Genomic DNA, 18,590 nt, shown 5'->3' on the forward strand with positions numbered 1-18,590 from the left:
ATAACTTCTTTACTTCTCTTTTCGACGAAGGGACTTTCCTCACATGACTACAGCAGCACACGGAAACGCAGCTAGTGCGGATAATCCGTTGTTCAGCCTCGGCGGCTATGTCCGCCGCGGTGATGTCACCGAATCCGGCCAACAGATCTTCCTAAAGGGCGGGCGCCAAGCCGACGTTTTTTACCGCGACCGCTGGTCCTTCGACAAGGTCACCCGGTCCACCCACGGTGTGAACTGCACCGGCTCGTGTTCCTGGAAGGTGTACGTCAAAGATGGCGTGATCACCTGGGAGAGCCAGTCGGTGGATTACCCCAGCACCGGCCCTGACATGCCGGACTATGAGCCCCGCGGCTGCCCGCGTGGCGCCTCCTTCTCCTGGTACACCTACTCGCCCACCCGCATCCGCTATCCCTATGTCCGCGGTGTCTTGTTGGACATGTACCGCGAGGCGAAGAAGCGCAACGACAATGACCCAGTTCTGGCGTGGCGCGAAATCCAGGAGGACCCGGCCAAGCGTGAGGCCTATGTTTCCCAGCGTGGCAAGGGTGGCCTGGTGCGCGTGCAGTACACCGAGGCCATCGAGATGGCCGCGGCCGCCCACATCTACACCATTCGCCAGTGGGGCCCAGACCGTATCGCCGGCTTCACGGTGATCCCGGCCATGTCGCAGGTTTCCTATGCGGCGGGCACCCGCTTCCTGGGCCTGATCGGCGGCATGCAGCTGTCCTTCTACGACTGGTATGCCGACCTCCCTCCCGCTTCCCCACAGACTTTCGGCGACCAGACAGACGTGCCGGAATCCGGCGACTGGTACAATTCCGCCTACCTGATGATGTGGGGCTCCAATATCCCGGTCACCCGTACCCCGGACTCCCACTTCATGACGGAAGTCCGCTACAAGGGCACCAAGATCGTCGTCGTCGCACCCGACTACAACGACGCCGCCGTGCATGCCGACGAGTGGGTCCGCATCACCACCGGTGCCGACGGCGCCCTCGCCTTTTCCATGGGTCATGTGATCCTCAAGAAATTCCACGTTGAGCAGCGCACGCCTTACTTCATGGACTACATGAAGAAGTACACGGACGCGCCTTTCCTAGTCACGCTCGACGACAACGGTGACGGCACGTTCACCACCGGCAAGTTCCTCACAGCGGACAAGCTTGACGACGAAGCACTGACAAGCTCAGACAACGCGAACTACCGCCTGCTCAACATGCAGGCAGACGGTTCCGTCGTGGACCCGGGCGGCACACTCGCCGACCACTACAAGACCGAACCCGGTCGCTGGAACCTGTTCCAGGAGGGCGTGGAACCGGTCATGTCCGTGGCGGACATCGGGGACTTCTACACCGCGGAGGTCCTCCTGCCACGCTTCGACATGGACGCCTCCGAGGAGGCCCTGGATTCCGACGGGCCGATCGGCGCGGGTGTCTCCCGGCGCGGTGTGCCTTTCCGTGAAGTCAACGGACACAAGGTCACCACCGTCTTCGACATCATGCTGGCGCACTATGGCGTCAACCGTGAGGAGCTGAATTTGCCGGGCTCCTGGCCGGTGGACTTCAACGACGCCACCGAGGTGGGTACCCCAGCGTGGGCCGAGGAGCTCACCAACGTGCCTGTGGCACAGATTGAGCGCATCGCTACCGAGTTCGCAGATAATGCTGCTAGGTCGAAGGGCCGCTCCCAGATCATCATGGGCGCTGGCGTTAACCACTACGTCCACGCAGATACGATTTACCGCACGTTCCTGGCACTGACCTCCATGTGCGGTACCCAGGGTGTTAATGGTGGCGGCTGGGCTCACTACGTGGGCCAGGAGAAGCTGCGCCCGCAAAACGGTTGGGGCCAGTACGCTTTTGCCAATGACTGGAATCGCCCGCCGCGCCAGATGATCACCACCGGTTTCTACTACCTGACTACCTCGCAGTGGCGCTACGACAACTCGAAGGCATCGCGCCTTGCTTCCCCGCTGGCGAAGAACGGGGCTGCCGACGACAAACTGTTGTCCGAGACGCTGGTGGAGGCCATGAAGCGTGGGTGGATGCCTTCCTACCCGCAGTTCAACCGCAACCCGCTGTTGCTGAAGGATCAGGCAGATGAGGCGGGCATGGATGTGAAGGACTTCATTGTCGATGAGTTGGAGTCCGGGCGTATGGAGTTCGCCTGCGAGGACCCGGATGCTCCGGAGAACTGGCCGCGCATCCTGCTGAACTGGCGGACAAACCTGATGGGCTCATCCGCAAAGGGCACGGAGTACTTCCTGCGCCACATGCTGGGCGTGGATTCTGATGTCTCTGCTGAGGAGCTTGCTCCTGAGGATCGTCCGAAGTCGATCCGCTGGCAGGAAGCGCCGCACGGCAAGCTTGATTTGATGATGACGACGGACTTCCGCAACACATCAACCACTCTGGTTTCTGACATCGTCCTGCCCGCTGCGACGTGGTATGAGAAGCACGATATTTCGTCGACTGACATGCACCCCTTCATGCACCCGTTTACCGCGGCGATCGATCCACCATGGGAGGCCCGGACGGACTGGGAGGTCTTCCGCGACTTGGCGGATGCTGTCTCGCGGATGTCCGTGAAGTGGTTGGGGACGCAGACCGACGTAGTGGCGGCGCCCCTGAACCACGATTCACCAGATGAAATCAACCCGTCCATGGCCAATGGGGTCGTGCCAGACGTGAAGGAGACCGGCCTGATCCCAGGTGAAACCATGGCAAAGCTGGTCCCTGTGGAGCGCGACTACACGAAGATCTTCGAGAAGTGGCAGACCTTTGGTCCGTTAACCGCCAAGGCGGGCACCAACGTTCACGGCACTCCTTTCGATGTGACCAAGCAGGTCGACGAGCTCTACCCAATGTTGGGCTCCACACAGACCTCGTCGGCAGGCGATCGCCCGCGCGTCGATACTGATATCAAGGTGGCCCAAACCATCATGCACCTGTCCGGTGTGACAAATGGTGAAGTGGCGAAGAACGGCTTCGAGAACCTTGGCACCCTCATGGGCACTGATACCCGCGAGTTCTGGGAAGGCACCGAAGACGTCCGCATCAACTGGGATGAGATCAAGGAACGCCCGCAGCAGGTGATTACCTCGCCTGAGTGGTCCGGCGACAAGCGCGATAACAAGCGTTATACCGCCTTCTCACTCAACCTGGCGATGGGCAAGCCGTGGAACACTCTGTCCGGTCGCATGCACTATTACATCGACCATGACTGGTTCATCGACTACGGAGAGCAGCTGCCCATCTTCAAACCACCGCTGGACCGCATGCGCCTCAACGGTGAGACCGGGCCGGGTGAACTGTTGACGGGTGAGGACGGTAACCCGGAGATCACCGTGCGTTACCTCACCCCGCACAACAAGTGGTCTATTCACTCGCAGTACTTCGACAACCTGCATGTCCTGTCCATCTCTCGCGGTGGCCAGGTGGTGTGGATGTCCGACAAGGACGCCCAGAAGATTGGGGTGAAGGACAACGAGTGGATCGAGGTGTACAACCGCAACGGTGTGGTGACGGCACGCGCGATCGTGACCCACCGCATCCCCGAAGGCACCGTGATTATGAACCACGCGCAGGAGCGCACCGTGGGCACGCCGCTGAATGAGAAGACCGGTCGACGAGGCGGCACCCACAACTCGCTGACACGCATCACAATCAAGCCGGTTCACGTAGCGGGCGGGTATGGCCACCTGTCCTATTACTTCAACTACATCGGCCCAACCGGTAACAACCGCGACGAGGTCACCCGGATCCGTCGCCGCTCCCAGGAGGTGCAGTACTAATGAGAGTTATGGCTCAGATCGCCATGATCATGAACCTGGATAAGTGTATTGGTTGCCACACATGTTCTGTGACCTGTAAGCAGGCATGGACCAACCGTGCCGGCACCGAGTACATCTGGTTCAACAACGTCGAAACGCGCCCCGGCGTGGGCTACCCGCGCGGCTGGGAGGACCAAGAGAAGTGGGAAGGTGGCTGGGAGCGTACGTCCAACGGCAAGCTCAAGCCACGCTCCGGCGGCCGCTTAAAGAAGCTGCTGACCTTGTTCCATAACCCCAAGTTGCCGACCATTGAGGACTACTACGAGCCCTGGACATATGACTATGACCAGTTGCTCGCCAGCCCGGCAGGCCAGAAGACACAGCCGACCGCTCCCCCGCGCTCACTGATTACCGGCCAGCCGATCAACAAGGTGGAGTGGTCCTCCAACTGGGACGATAACCTGGGTGGTTCCCCGGAGACGATGAATGAGGACCAGGTTCTCAAGGACATCAATATGCATGTCGCCCATGAGATCGAAGAGTCCTTCATGTTCTACCTGCCGCGCATCTGCGAGCACTGTTTGAACCCCACGTGTGTGTCCTCGTGCCCTTCGGGTGCGATGTACAAGCGTTCGGAGGATGGCATCGTGCTGGTCGACCAGGACCAGTGCCGCGGCTGGCGGATGTGTGTGTCTGGCTGCCCGTACAAGAAGGTGTACTTCAACCACAAGTCCGGTAAGGCCGAGAAATGTACGTTCTGCTACCCGCGCATTGAGGTGGGCCAGCCGACGGTGTGTTCGGAGACGTGTGTGGGGCGCCTGCGCTATCTTGGCGTGATCCTCTACGACGCGGACCGCGTCGCGGAAGCAGCAGCCACGGAGAACGAGCAGGATCTCTACGAAGCACAGAAGTCCATCCTGTTGGATCCGCATGATCCGCAGGTGGTGCGCGATGCGCTGGCTGCCGGCATCCCGCACTCGTGGGTGGATGCGGCGAAGCAGTCGCCGATCTATGACCTGATCTTTACCTACGGTGTTGCACTGCCGCTGCACCCAGAGTACCGCACTCTGCCGATGGTCTGGTACATCCCGCCGCTGTCCCCCATCGTGGAATCGGTGACCGCTACCGGCAATGACGGCGAAGATCACAAAATCTTGCTGTCCGCGATTTCGAATATGCGCATCCCGCTGGAGTACCTGGCAGGCCTGCTCACCGCCGGCGATACTCGCCCGGTGGAGCTCTCGCTGCGCCGCCTAGCCGCGATGCGGTCCTACATGCGCGATATCAACTTGGGCGATGAGCCGCAGGAAGAGATCGCGCAGGCTGTGGGCATGACCGGGAAGCAATTGGAGGAGATGTACAAGTTGCTGGCGATTGCGAAATACGACGATCGCTACGTCATTCCTACCTCCTCACCGGAGACCCCGCGTGGCATCGCCAACCTCGATCCCTACGGCGGCACCGATCCGACAGCTCTGACCAACCTGCCTAACCTGGGTGAGGGTGCGCCTCAGGCGTGCCACTCCGAGGCGGAAAACAGCGCCGGAGGCAAGGTGTCCTTGCTGTCCTGGTCCGGTGATCGGCCTGATTCCATGTTCCCGCCGAAGAAAGATGAGCGGCCATGACGCGCACCCATATCGGAGTAGTCCCGGAGGACTTGGTCGAGCCAGTCGCGCTTAACGACGATCAACGCCGCCTAACCGCAATGATTGGCGCGTTGCTGCTGCGTTACCCGGGCGAGGGGCACTGGGACATCCTTCGTGCCGTCAATGAGCAGGTGGACCTCCTACCCGGCCCAATTGCGGAGCAGTTCCATATCTTCCTCGACGCTGCCCGATCTTTCGGTCCGCGCGGCCTCGAGGTGCACTACGTGGAATCTTTTGATCAGCGCCGTCGTTGCTCACTCTTCTTGTCCTATTACGCGGTGGGCGATACCCGCCAGCGAGGCGCCGCGATTCTGGCTTTCCGCCAGCAGTTGCAGGGCTTGGGGCTGGAGGAGACTACTGATGAGCTGCCGGACCACTTGTGTGTCATCCTCGAAGCTGTGGCCCAAACCCACGGTGAGCAGCACGAGAATGCGGTGGAGATGATCTCTTCGCATCGCGACGGGATCGAGGTTCTGCGTTCCGCCCTGGAACACATCGGTTCGCCTTATGCGCATGTGGTGGTTGCCATTTGTATGGCGTTGCCGCAGATCGATGAGGAAACGATTGACCGTTACGTCGACTTGATCCGTTCGGGACCTCCCGCGGAGCTGGTGGGGATCGACGTTCAACAACTGCCCTTCCCCACCGCTCAACCAGATAACTCTTAAAGGAAAGACAAAGGAAAAACAATGAGTAACTTTGAAACATTCCTCTGGGTGGGTTTCCCGTGGCTTGCCATCGCCGCCTTCGTCATCGGCATCATTTGGCGTTGGCGCACCGACCAGTTCGGCTGGACTACCCACTCCTCGCAAATCTACGAGTCTAAGCTGCTGCGGCTGTCCTCTCCCCTGTTCCACTGGGGCATGGTCTTCGTCGTCATCGGCCACCTGATGGGCTTGGCCATCCCGAAGACGTGGACCCGCGCGATAGGTATTAGCGATGGCGCCTACCACTGGATCGCGACCATCCCGGGCACGATCGCAGGCATCATGGTGGTCCTGGGCATCCTCGGGCTGTTGTACCGACGCATCGTGAACCGCTCGGTGTTCTTGTCTACATCCAAGTCGGACAAGGTGATGTACGTCGTGTTGGCCGGCGCGATTCTGACGGGCTTTTTCGCCACAGTGTCGCTTCAGGTGTTCGGCGGGGCTGAAGGCTATGACTACCGCGAGACGATCTCGCCGTGGCTGCGCCAGCTGCTGATCTTCAACGCCCAGCCAGAGCTGATGGCCGACGTGCCATGGCAGTTCAAGCTGCACGTGCTTGCAGGTTTCACTCTGATCGCTGTGTGGCCGTTTACCCGCCTGGTGCACGCTTTCTCCGCACCAATTGGCTACATCAACCGCCCGTACGTGGTGTACCGTTCTCGCGATACGCGCACCACTCCGCGCCGTCGCCACGACGCGTGGGAGCCGATCCGCTCGCACACGGAGCAGTTGGATTCCCGCAACCAGACACCCTCCCGCGGCGCCTAGCGCTGAGCTCGCTTTTCGACGATTACCCCCGGCATTCCGCGTCTACGGAGGGATGCCGGGGGTTTGCCTTGCATTTGCGAACTGATTATGATTATCATTGATAAAATCCTGATTAAAAGAAAGGCTGTCAATGCGACGCTCTACTGGCTTTAAGGCCCTCATCGCAATGGTCGCGGTTGCTACCGGACTCGCAGGGTGCTCCCCTTCTACTTCTTCGTCGGACTCAGACTTGGAGATGACCATCATGGGTGCGTCGTCGACACGCGTGGTCAATGACGAGCTGGACAACCAGGTCGAAGCCTCGCTTGAGTTCGTCAACGCTGGCTCCTCCACCCTAGTGCAGCAGCTTGCCGACGGCGCTTACGCGGACGTTCTGATCACCGCGGACCGCCAGACGATGGACCGCGCAGTATCCGAGGGTTCCGCTGCCGACCCAGAGCTCGTCGCTACGAACTCCATGGTCATGGTCGTTCCTGCAGGCAACCCGGCTGGAATCGAAAGCATCGAGGATCTCAACGACGAGGCCACTGTGGTTTTGTGTGATCCGCAGATCCCGTGCGGTGGCGTATCCACCCAGTTGATGGAGGCCAATAACATCGAGATCAACGCGGACTCCCTCGAGCACGCTGTGGCCGATGTGCTGGGCAAGGTCACCTCTGGTGAGGCAGACGCCGGCTGGGTCTACAAGAGTGATGCCGTGGCGGCTGGTGACGAGGTGGAGATCATCGAGATCCCACACGCGCAGGAGTACCCTAACGAGCTGCTCGCAGCAGTGACCACCATTTCCGAGAACGAGGCCGAAGCTCAGGAGATCGTCGATCTGCTGGCCGGTGCTGAGTTCGCAGAACAGTGGCGCACCGCAGGCTTCACCCCAGCATCTGAGTCGTGACACCTAAACGTCTAACACCGTCCACTCCCTGGGCGGTGTTCTTGCTTGGAGCGATCGCGCTCGCCTGGATCATCGGCCCCGTGCTGGCGCTGGGCGTGCGTGTGCCGTGGGGGCGGATTGGGGAGATCGCCGCCGCCCCGGAGACTCGGGAGTTAACAGCGATCACGTTGTCCGCCGCGATCCAGGCGACGGTGATTACACTGCTGCTCGGGATTCCGCTGGCATTGTGGCTGCAGCACGTGCAGCGCGGCCGTAACCTGGTGCGATTGCTGGTGCTTCTGCCGCTGGCGATGCCACCGGTTGTCGGCGGTTTGGCCCTGACCGCGCTGGTTGGCCGGCGTGGGCTGCTCGCGCCTGTGTTGGACGCGCTAGGTTTCCACCTCGCCTTTGAGTTCGCCGGCGTGGTGGCCAGCCACGTCTTTGTTGCGCTGCCTTTCGTCGTCGTCACGCTCGATTCCGCTCTACGCCAGATTGATGCGGAGGTCCCGGCCTCCGCAGCTGGTATCGGATTGAGCCCCGGCGAGATCTTGCGCAAGATTACCTTGCCGACGATCGCCCCATCCATTGGCACGGCCGCCGGCTTGGCGTTTGCTCGGTCCCTTGGAGAGTTCGGCACCACGCTCACTTTCGCTGGTTCCATGCCGGGGGTCACGCGCACCATGCCGCTGGGTATCTACCTGATGCGCGAAACCGACCCAGACGCGGCCTACGCCCTGTCCGCGCTCCTGATCGTCCTGGCTGTCGCCTCCCTAGTGTTGGCTCAGCTGCCGACGTGGTTCCGTCGCACGCCTAAGCCCACCGCGCGCACGATCGGACCTGTCGATGTGGAGCGCCTACGCGAGCTGACGCGGCCTGAAACGTCCGGCACCAGCGTCACGATTAACGACACCGTGATCCCCGCCGATCGAATCACCGCGATTATCGGCGCCAACGGTTCAGGAAAGACCACGCTGGTCAGCATGATCGCTGGCCGTCTCACCGGGGCGACGGTAGCCCTCGGCGACAGGGTCGTCGATGCGCCCGACCAACGCCCCGTGCCAGCCCACGAACGCGGCGTCGTCTTACTCACACAGCGCCCCGGACTTCCACGCACCACGACGGTGGCCGGCGCGATCACCATGGTCACCCGTGATAAGCAGCGCACGCAGGAGCTTCTCGACGCCGCGGGCCTGGACACTCTGGCAGATGTCCCGGTGCCTGCCCTGTCTGGCGGGCAGGCAGCCCAGGTGGCGCTTGTGCGGGCGCTGTCGGCGAAGCCTGCCGTGCTGATTGCCGACGAGCCCCTCGCGGCGGTAGACGCCGCCTCCTCTCGGGGGTGGCGACAAGTACTGCGCGCGACAGTCGGCGACCGCACAACTTTGATGATCACCCATGATCCTTTGGATATCGCGGGACTGTCAGAGCATGTTGTGGTCATCGAAGAAGGCAGCGTGATCAGTTCGCAGCCCACCGAAGCAGAACTCACCGTGCCGTCGAATAATTTCGTTGCTGGGCTAGCCGGATTAAATCGTCTCACCGGGACAATTAGCGGGGTCTCCAGTGATATGATGACAATCAACTCGAATGGAACCATCATTGATGGGGTTGCTTCGGAGGATGTTTCGTCGACACGCGCACTGACCGAAGGAACGCCAGCGGTGGTCACCATTGCCCCAGAGGCCACGACACTCCGGCTCCCCCGCCACGGCTCGCACGCTGCGGACGTGAAAGAATCTGCCCGTAACGTCTGGCCCGGCACGGTAGCATCGATCGATAACACTCCGGGTGCCGCTCACGTCACCGTCACCGTGGAAATCGGAGCGGGAACCATCACGGTTCCGGTCACCCGCGAGTCCGCGCTCGAGCTTGAACTGGAGCGTGGGGCAACCGTCGAGTGCGTTACCAAAGCTCTCAATGTCTCAGTGCACCCGCACCGAGACAACTAGCGAAAGGTGTACAACAACGTGGACAAGGGCACCTACCCGCGGCCCGCAACGGCGCTGTATCCGGAGATGCTCAAGCTCAGCCCGAAGCAGACAGAGGTCCTCGCCACCCTGCAGAAGTATCCCCGCGGGGCCCGCGCCGCTGAGATCGCGGAGGACTTAGGCATGCACGTCAACACCGCCCGCGGCCACCTCGACGAGCTGGTTGCGAAGGACGCGGTGAAAGTCACTTCTTCGCCCGCCGCGGGCCGGGGGCGCCCTTCTCTGATTTTTCAGGTGCGGGTGCCAGACAACTGCGCAATCACTGAGGAATATATCGCGCTGATCAACGCGCTCGTCGACATGCTGAAGGACTCTGCTGACTCCTCCGATGGGCTGGAGCTTGCTAACCGGATCGGTATCCAGTGGGCGAAGAAATTGGGGGAAGCCAGGCCGCGCTGGGCGACACCCGCAGATGCGCTGGCGGAACTCTCCCAGCGGCTGCGCGATATGGGCTTTGATCCCCACATGCGTGATAGTGCGGAGGTGGAGCTCCACGCCTGCCCCTTCGTCACCGCTTCGGGCAAGCGCCCAGAACCATTCATCTGCGCCGTGCACGAAGGCTTATTAAAAGAACGCACCGCCCGCCTGAGCGGCAATGCGGTGCGCTTGGAACTGAAACGTTTCACCCCGACCGAGACCTGCTCGGTCAAGGTAACCGCAGCCGAGAACGAGACCCCGGGCGGTCAAGGGGCGCGCTAGACGCGTTCGACGTCCACAGTCACCGGGCCTGCGATCTCCAACTCGAGAACGCGCAGGCCCGTCTCTTCTGCCTCGTCCAGCAGCTTCTGGTCTACCCCATCGGTCGACAACACCATCACGGTAGGGCCGGCACCCGACAGGTAGGCGGCATAGCCGCGGTTGCGCAGGCGGTTGACCCACTCTGCGGTTACAGGAAGCACGTCCGAACGGTAGGGCTGGTGCAGGCGGTCACGCGTACCCTCCCACAGCAGCTCCGGGTGGTGTTGCAAAGCCACGGTCATCACAGCAGCGCGGGACACGTTGAAACGCGCGTCCATGTGCGTGACGTGGTCTGGTAGCACGCGGCGCACCGCCACCGTGGAGGCGTGGAAGTTCGGCACCAGCGCGGTGGCCTTAATACTCTCGTGCACCGGCACGGACACTGCCTTATAGGCCGGCTGCGAAATACCGTCAACGGGGATCTCTGTCCACGACACCACCGCATTGCCCAGCACAGACGCAGCAGCGTTATCCGGGTGGCCCTCGAAGGCACTGGCTAGCTGCACCACCTGGTCGGTGGACAAAGGATTGCCCGCCAGCGCATTCGCCGCCACGACACCCGACACGGCCGCCGCAGCAGAGGAGCCCAAACCGCGTGACTGCGGAATGTTATTCGTGCACGTCACCTTCAGTCCCGGCACATCCGCGCCCGCCTCGTGCAGGCCGGAACGAATCGCCTTGACCACCAGGTGGCTGGAGTCGCGTGGCAGGTTATCCTCGCCCTCACCGATGACATTGACCCCTAGGCCGGACGAGGTCACTTCCACCTCAACGGTGTCATAAATGCCCACCGCCAGACCCAGCGTGTCAAAACCTGGCCCCAGGTTCGCAGACGAACCCGGCACCTTCACCGTGACTTTCAGCCCAACTTCCAGTTCCTTCATGCCCGTCCTCCTCTACAAATGTTTAAGAATCCAGGCGGATAACGGAACGGACTTCGCGCACGTCCGGCAGCTCCGACAGTTCGTCGACGATCGCGCGCAGGGACTTTTCCTTCGCGGAGTGCGTGACGACGATCAGTCGCGCCGCGTTCGAACCGTCAACCTCTTCCTGGCGCACCGTGCGCAGGGAGATGCCGGCCGCAGAGAAGCGCTCAGCGATATCGGCGAGCACTCCAACGCGGTCATCAACCATCATGTCGATGTGGTATTTGGTGGGCACGTCGCCAAATTCAGCGATTGGGTGGTTCGCGTATGGGTTCTCACCAGGCGCGCGGCCACCGTGGACCTTGTTGCGGGCCGCGCCGATCAGGTCACCCAAGACAGCGGACGCGGTAGGGGCACCGCCAGCGCCATTGCCGTAGAACATCAGGCGGCCTGCGGCCTCTGCCTCAACGAAGATTGCGTTGTAGGACTTGTCGACGGTGGCCAGTGGGTGTTCATTGGGAACCAGGGTGGGATGCACGCGCGCGTTAACGGACTTGTTGCCGTCCTCGTCGACAAGCTTCTCGCAGATCGCCAGCAACTTGATGGTGTAGCCGGCCGCGGTCGCCGCAGCGATGTCGTCGGCGGTGACCTTCGTGATGCCTTCGCAGTAGACGTCGTCGAAAGTGACGCGGGTGTGGAAACCCAGGGAAGCCAGGATGGCGGCCTTCGATGCCGCATCGTGGCCCTCCACGTCGGCGGTGGGGTCAGCCTCGGCGTAGCCCAGCTCGGTGGCCTCAGCCAGCGCGTCCTCGTAGGTAGCACCGGTGGAGGTCATCGCATCCAGAATGAAGTTGGTGGTGCCGTTGACGATGCCGGAGATACGCTGGATCTGGTCACCAGCCAAGGAACGGCGCAGCATGCCCACCACAGGGATGGCTGCTGCCACAGCGGCCTCGAAGTAGAGGTCAACCCTTGCTTTATCAGCGGCCTGGGCGAGCTCGTCGGCGTGCGCGGCGACAAGCGCCTTGTTCGCGGTCACCACGGACTTGCCGGCTTCCAGCGCCTTCAGGATCAGCTTTCGCGGGTAGTCGATGCCACCGATGACCTCGACGACAACGTCAACATCGTCGCGGGTGACTAGGGACTCGGCGTCGTCGGTAAGCAGCGCTGGGTCAACGCCCGGGCGAGGCTTAGAGAGGTCAGAGACTGCCACGCCCTTGAGCTCGAGAGGCCCCCCGATACGGTTTTCATAAGCCTTTGGGTTCTCATCGAGCAGGCGCAGGACCTCCGTACCGACGGTACCCATGCCCAAAACGGCCACGCCGACAGGCTGGCCGATTCCCTTGCCCTGGTTGAACGAGGCGGAAGTCGCAGTCATGATTCTCCTGTTGATTACTAATGGTTTATTGAACACGGTGTGAGCACAGAGGCTTTCTGAGCCACGGTTTCATGACACAGAAAACACACACTTGGAATAGTCTACCTATCGCTTACATACCCGCGAGACTTGCGGTAATAATTTAATTCACCTCGCGCGCGAGGAAGTCATCGACTGTCTCGCGCCGCAACATTGGGGTAACTTTTCCACCCCGCACGCTCACCACGGCGGGACGCCCAAACCAGTTGTAGTTCGAACTCATCGCGTAGCAGTACGCGCCCGTGCCCGGCACCGCCAAGAAGTCACCCGGAGCAATATCTGCCGGATACTGCGCATCCTCGATGATGATGTCGCCCGATTCGCAGTGGGACCCCACCACGCGTGAGGCGATAGGCTCGTCGTCGGTGAAGCGGTTGACTAGGCGTGAGTCATACTCGGCCTCATACAGCGCTGGGCGAATATTGTCGCTCATTCCCCCATCGACGGCGATATAGCGCCGCGTGGTGTCATCGTCGACATGCACGTCCTTAGTCGTGCCCACCTCATAGACCGTGACCGTGGACGGGCCAGCAATCGCACGCCCCGGCTCCACCACCAAGGTCGGGGTGGCAATGCCAAGATCCTCGGCGCACTCGCGGATCGCTGCCAACATATCCTTCGCAACCGCGTCCACATCGAGTGCCGATTCCTGCTCCGTATAGGCAATCCCGTAGCCACCGCCCAAATCAAGGTAAGGCAGCACCAGGCCCAGCTCGCCGTGGATGCGGCGGTACAGTTCTAAAACGCGCTCGGCGGCCACATTGAACCCTGCCGCGTCGAAGACCTGGGAACCGATGTGGCAGTGCAGCCCGGTCAGCTCCAGGTTCTCTGCGTTATTCGCCGCGACGGCCGCCTCCCAAGCCGAACCGGAGGCCAAAGAGAACCCGAACTTCTGATCTTCGTGGCTGGTGGCGATGAACTCGTGCGTGTGGGCTTCCACCCCAGGCTTGACCCGGATCCACACCTCCTGGACTTTGTTTTCGCCACGCGCGACCATGTCCAACAGCTCAAGTTCCTGGGCGGAATCCAGCACCACATGCCCCACACCGGAACGCACGCAGGTGCGCAGGAAGTTCGCGGTTTTGTTGTTGCCGTGCGCCGTGATGCGCTCCGCCGGGAAATCTGCCGCCAGGGCGATGAGCAGCTCATTTTCACTAGCGACGTCTAGGCTCAGGCCTTCCTCGTCAACCCAGCGCGCGATCGTGCGAGTCAAAAAAGCCTTGGAAGCGTAGTGCACATTGTGTGCCCCGCCATAGGCTCGGGCCATGTCGCGGCAGCGGCTGCGGAAATCGTCCTCATCGATCACGAAGACCGGCGTGCCGTAGCCTTCAGCAATCTCCGGCAGCGGCACGCCTGCCACGGTGACCACGCCATCTTCCTGGCGCATGGCACCGCGGGGCCACACGTGTGCGGGAAGGTCATTGAAATCTGTCATGCGATCACATCCGCTCCGGGGCGGTCACGCCAACAAGCCCCAGCGCGTTGGCCAGCACCTGGCGCGACGCGGCAGCCAGCGCCAGACGAGCACTGTGGATCGGCTCGGCGCTCTCCCCTGCCTTGGGCAGGATCTGGCAGGCATCGTAGAAGCGGTGGAACACGCCAGCCAGCTCCTCGGCATAGCGCGCCACGCGGTGCGGTTCGCGCAGCTCCGCAGCGGCCTTGATCACGGCGGGGAATTCGCCCAGCGTGCGGATCAGGTCGCCTTCCTTCTCGTGGGTCAGCAGCGCCAAGTCCGCGCCCTCTGTGATCACGCCGGCCTCGTCGGCCTTGCGCTTGATCGAGCACAGACGCGCGTGCCCGTACTGCACGTAGTACACAGGGTTATCGCTGGACTGGGAGGCCCACAGGTCCAGGTCAATGTCCAGGCTGGAGTCCACGGAGGAGCGCACCATCGAGTAGCGCGCAGCGTCCACGCCGATGGCATCCACCAAGTCATCCAGGGTGATCACCGTGCCAGCGCGCTTGGACATGCGCACGGCCTTGCCATTTTTGACCAGGTTGACCATCTGGCCAATCAAAACTTCCACCTGCTCTGGGTTATAGCCCAGCGCGGCCGCCGCCGCACGCAGACGCGCGATATATCCGTGGTGGTCCGCACCAAGCATGTAAATGGCCAGGGTATGTCCGCGATCGAACTTGTCAGCCACGTACGCGATATCGCCAGCAATGTAGGCGTGGTTGCCGTCCGACTTAATGACCACGCGGTCCTTGTCGTCGCCGAAGTTACTGGAACGCAGCCACCAGGCGCCGTCGGCCTCGTATAGGTTGCCGTTCTCCTTCAGCTTGTTCACGGCTTGGTCCACCGCACCAGATTCGAACAGGGAGTTCTCGTGGAAGAACACGTCGAAGTCCGTGCCGAAATCGTGCAGGGACTGCTTGATGTGCTCAAACATCATTTCCACGCCCTCAGCGCGGAAGGTTTCCTCGACCTCGGCGTCAGTTCCGTCCAGCGCATCAGGGCGCTTATCGACGACCGCCTGCGCGATCTCGTGGATATAATCGCCGCCGTAACCGTCCTCTGGCGTTGGCTCCCCCTTTGCCGCTGCCACGAGGGAGCGGGCGAAGCGGTTGATCTGCTCGCCGTGGTCGTTGAAGTAGTATTCGCGCGTGACGTCTGCGCCGGCGGCCCCAAGAACGCGGCCCAGTGAGTCACCCACAGCTGCCCAGCGGGTGCCACCAAGGTGGATCGGGCCGGTGGGGTTCGCGGAGACAAATTCGAGGTTGATCTTCTCGTCCGCGTACACGTCGATATGGCCGTAAGCCTCAGCTTTCTCGAGGACCTCAGTCACGATCGAGCCCTGCGCTGCCGCGGCTAGTCGCAGGTTGATGAAGCCAGGGCCGGCGACCTCAGCGGAGTCGATGCCGTCGTCGTCGATAAGCGCCTGTGCAAGCCATCCCGCCAGTTCGCGCGGGTTGGTGCCTGCCTTCTTAGCCACCTGGAGGGCGATATTGCTGGAGTAATCGCCGTGCTCCGGGTTGCGGGGGCGCTCGACGGTCACCGTCTCTGGGACGACGCTGGAATCCAGGTCATGGGCGTCGAGAACTCGCACCGCGGTGTCTTTGATAGTTAGGGCTAAGTCTGCAGGTGTCATGAGGGGAAAGTGTAGTAGAAGCTGTGAACTTTCACCGCATAGCCCGGCCGCTTAGACAACCATCCAGCCGAGGATCGGCGTGGTCTGCAGGAACACCACGATGCCAAGGAAGATCAGCAAGCCCAGGGAGACCTTCATGGTTTCCTTCATAATCTCCGATTCCTTGCCCACCAAGCCCACGGTGGCCGCGCCCAGGGCGACGGTCTGCGGGGAGATCATCTTGCCCAGGGTGGCACCACCGGTGTTGGCGGCTACAAGGACGTGCTCGGGCACGCCGATGGTGCCGGCCGTGGTGGCCTGCATCTGGGCGAACAGAGCGTTGGAGGACGTGCCGGAGCCGGTGACGAACGTGCCCAACCACCCCAGCACTGGGGAAATCAGTGGGAAGATCGCGCCGGTACCCGCCAGCAGCGCACCGATGGCGGCGGTCTGACCCGAGAAGTTCATCACATAGGCCAGGCCCATCACCGTGGCGATGGTCAGGTAGGACAGCTTCATACGGTTCAGGCCGACGAAGAGCTCCGCGAAACCTGTGCCGATACCGAGTTTGTAGCGGCCGTTTTCGTTGACGAAGGTGTACACCAGCACCGTGATGACACCGCAGAAGAACAAGATGGTGCCCGGGCTGGACAGCCAGTTGAAGTTGAATAGCGGCGAGGTAGACGGCTCGCCATCGGCGGTGAGCAAGCGGCCGTAGAGGCCTGGCCAGCCGAATTGGACATCGGTGGATGCAAGAGCCGCCGGGATGTCCACGCCGATGCGCCACAGCTTGGTGATGGCGAAAACGACCACGATGAGGATGTATGGGAACAGTGCGAGGAACCCGCGCTGAGCGGTAAGAACGCTGCCGGAGGTGTCCGCCTGGCTGGCCTGATCCTCGGGGGTCTTTGGCGTCCAGACTGTCAGGAAGGCGATGCCTGCGACCAGGGAAACCAGGGAGGCAACCACGTCGGTCAGCTCGTAGGCGAAGTAGTTCGATGCGAGGAACTGGCCGCCGCCGAAGGACACACCCAGCACCAGCGCCATGGGCCAGCCTTGGCGCAGGCCCCGCATGCCGTCCATAATCAGCAGCAGCAGGAATGGGGTGATCACGGCGATCAGGCCGACCAGGCGGCCGGCCTGGCTGGCCAGGTCGGTCACTTCGAGACCTGCCAGGGAAGCGCCAGTGGTCACCGGGATGGCCATCGCACCGAAAGCGACGGGGGCTGCGTTAGCAACGAGCGTGACGACGATGGCCTTCATCGGTTTCATGCCGATAGCTACCAGCATCGACGACACAATAGCCACTGGGGCACCGAAACCGGCAAGGGCCTCAAGCAAACCGCCGAACGCGAAGCCAATGATCATCGCCTGGATGCGCATGTCCCCTTTGCCAATCTTGGAGAAGATCACGCGCATGTCTTCGAACCTGCCGGACTTCACCGTCAGGTCATAGATCCACACCGCCATCCAGATGATGTAAACAATCGGGAAGAGTCCGAAGCAGATGCCTTGGAGCAACGACATGCCTGCCATGTCCCAGGGCATGCCGAAAGGCAAGACGGCAATGATCAGCGCAACCACCACGGAAGCGATGGCCGAGGTGTGCGCCGCCCACTTGAACCCCATGAGAAAGAGAAAGAATGCTGCCAGCGGAAGCACCGCCACCAGTGCGGTCCACCCCACGGAGCCGGCGACGGCATCGGTGGCCGGTGTGTAGGTTTCTTGTGCGAGGAGCAGCGTGGTCATAGGGGGTTCCTTCCTGATGTGACCAATTCCCTAACAGTCCTTAGGTATCACCTTAACGGTTATGGGGCACATTTCCAGCGGTCAGGAATTTACCAACATTAATGCGACCGAATAACCGCAGGCAGATGGGCCAATTTTCCCACAAAGGTCTAGCGAAATCGTTAAACTAGATAGTACTCCCTTTATTGACCGATAGGAAAGAGTAACCGTGAAAGTAGCGCTATTCTCCACCTGCCTCGGCGATGCCCTCTTCCCCGATGCCCACAAGGCCACCGCCGTGATCCTTGCACGCCTCGGTTACGAGGTCGTCTTCCCTGAGGCCCAGACTTGTTGTGGCCAGATGCACATCAACACTGGCTACCAAGAACAAGCAGTGCCCATGATCGAAACCTACGTCGACGCATTTTCGGATCCGTCGATCGACTACGTCGTTGGTGCCTCCGGCTCGTGCGTGGGTGCTGTCCGCGAGCAGCACGTGCGCATCGCCGACCGCTACGGCACAAAGTCGCTTGTCGACGGTGCCACCACTGCCGCCAAGAAGACCTATGACCTCACCGAGTTCCTCGTCGACGTGGCACAGACCACCGACCTAGGCGCATTCTTCCCGCACCGCGTGACCTACCACGCCTCCTGCCACTCGCTGCGCTTCCTCAAGGTCGACCAGCGCCCCTATGACCTGCTGCGCGCCGTCGAAGGCCTCGAGCTGATCGACCTTGAAAACTATGAGGAATGCTGTGGCTTCGGCGGCACCTTCTCCATCAAGAACGCCGAAGTCTCGGCAGCGATGGTGTCCGACAAGGTCCGCCACATCAAAGACACCGGCGCTGAATACGTCACCGCGGGCGATTCTTCCTGCCTGATGAATATCGCCGGCAACATGGCCCGCCAGCATAACGGAATCCGCGCTGTCCACATGGCAGAAATTCTGGCCTCGACGAAGGAACACCCCTGGACTCCGACGTCCGCCGTTTACTCGAAGGAGAAGATGCTGTGAAAGTCTCAC

The 18,590-nt window shown here is 61.5% G+C and carries 13 protein-coding genes; 8 read left to right on the forward strand and 5 right to left on the reverse strand.

The window, feature by feature from the left end; all coding sequences use genetic code 11:
- Positions 1-43 precede the first annotated feature (43 nt).
- From B097_RS0101990 to B097_RS0102020, 7 genes are all read left to right on the forward strand, one after another.
- Positions 44-3,793: a nitrate reductase subunit alpha gene (locus B097_RS0101990; RefSeq protein WP_018580861.1), complete on the forward strand. Its 3,750-nt coding sequence runs from the start codon at positions 44-46 to the stop codon at positions 3,791-3,793.
- Complete coding sequence (gene narH / locus B097_RS0101995) at positions 3,793-5,397, forward strand: nitrate reductase subunit beta (protein ID WP_026254235.1); 1,605 nt, start codon at positions 3,793-3,795, stop codon at positions 5,395-5,397. Before B097_RS0101990 ends, narH begins: the two co-directional genes overlap by 1 nt.
- Positions 5,394-6,086, forward strand: coding sequence for a nitrate reductase molybdenum cofactor assembly chaperone (gene narJ, locus B097_RS0102000; protein ID WP_018580863.1), 693 nt, complete (start codon positions 5,394-5,396; stop codon positions 6,084-6,086). The genes narH and narJ overlap by 4 nt, the downstream gene beginning before the upstream one ends.
- A 21-nt stretch (positions 6,087-6,107) precedes the next feature.
- The gene (gene narI, locus B097_RS0102005; protein ID WP_018580864.1) at positions 6,108-6,893 is read left to right on the forward strand and encodes a respiratory nitrate reductase subunit gamma; all 786 of its coding nucleotides are present in this window, start codon (positions 6,108-6,110) and stop codon (positions 6,891-6,893) included.
- A 130-nt stretch (positions 6,894-7,023) separates the two neighbouring features.
- Positions 7,024-7,782, forward strand: a complete 759-nt coding sequence (gene modA / locus B097_RS0102010; RefSeq protein ID WP_026254236.1) for a molybdate ABC transporter substrate-binding protein — start codon at positions 7,024-7,026, stop codon at positions 7,780-7,782.
- The gene (locus tag B097_RS0102015; RefSeq protein WP_026254237.1) at positions 7,779-9,707 is read left to right on the forward strand and encodes an ATP-binding cassette domain-containing protein; all 1,929 of its coding nucleotides are present in this window, start codon (positions 7,779-7,781) and stop codon (positions 9,705-9,707) included. The genes modA and B097_RS0102015 overlap by 4 nt, the downstream gene beginning before the upstream one ends.
- A gap of 18 nt (positions 9,708-9,725) precedes the next feature.
- Positions 9,726-10,445 (forward strand): helix-turn-helix transcriptional regulator, encoded by a 720-nt coding sequence (locus tag B097_RS0102020; protein WP_018580867.1) that lies wholly within the window; start codon positions 9,726-9,728, stop codon positions 10,443-10,445.
- On the opposite strand, the gene thrB is transcribed toward B097_RS0102020, so the two are convergent.
- The 5 genes from thrB to B097_RS0102045 all read right to left on the reverse strand — a co-directional run bounded on the left by thrB (position 10,442) and on the right by B097_RS0102045 (position 17,587).
- Complete coding sequence (gene thrB / locus B097_RS0102025; RefSeq protein WP_018580868.1) at positions 10,442-11,368, reverse strand: homoserine kinase; 927 nt, start codon at positions 11,366-11,368, stop codon at positions 10,442-10,444. The genes B097_RS0102020 and thrB overlap by 4 nt on opposite strands.
- Before the next feature lie 22 nt (positions 11,369-11,390).
- Complete coding sequence (locus tag B097_RS0102030) at positions 11,391-12,728, reverse strand: homoserine dehydrogenase (protein WP_018580869.1); 1,338 nt, start codon at positions 12,726-12,728, stop codon at positions 11,391-11,393.
- A gap of 142 nt (positions 12,729-12,870) precedes the next feature.
- Positions 12,871-14,202 carry a diaminopimelate decarboxylase gene (gene lysA / locus B097_RS0102035; protein WP_018580870.1) on the reverse strand — a complete coding sequence of 444 codons (1,332 nt, stop codon included), beginning with the start codon at positions 14,200-14,202 and terminating at the stop codon, positions 12,871-12,873.
- A 4-nt stretch (positions 14,203-14,206) separates the two neighbouring features.
- Positions 14,207-15,859, reverse strand: a complete 1,653-nt coding sequence (gene argS / locus B097_RS0102040) for an arginine--tRNA ligase (RefSeq protein WP_018580871.1) — start codon at positions 15,857-15,859, stop codon at positions 14,207-14,209.
- Between the two features lie 51 nt (positions 15,860-15,910).
- Complete coding sequence (locus B097_RS0102045) at positions 15,911-17,587, reverse strand: L-lactate permease (RefSeq protein ID WP_018580872.1); 1,677 nt, start codon at positions 17,585-17,587, stop codon at positions 15,911-15,913.
- A gap of 208 nt (positions 17,588-17,795) precedes the next feature.
- Between B097_RS0102045 and B097_RS0102050 the strand changes: the two genes are divergently transcribed.
- The gene (locus B097_RS0102050) at positions 17,796-18,581 is read left to right on the forward strand and encodes a (Fe-S)-binding protein (RefSeq protein ID WP_018580873.1); all 786 of its coding nucleotides are present in this window, start codon (positions 17,796-17,798) and stop codon (positions 18,579-18,581) included.
- The last annotated feature ends 9 nt before the right edge of the window (positions 18,582-18,590 follow it).

This window comes from Corynebacterium pilosum DSM 20521 = CIP 103422 (assembly GCF_000373805.1).
Taxonomy (GTDB): domain Bacteria; phylum Actinomycetota; class Actinomycetes; order Mycobacteriales; family Mycobacteriaceae; genus Corynebacterium; species Corynebacterium pilosum.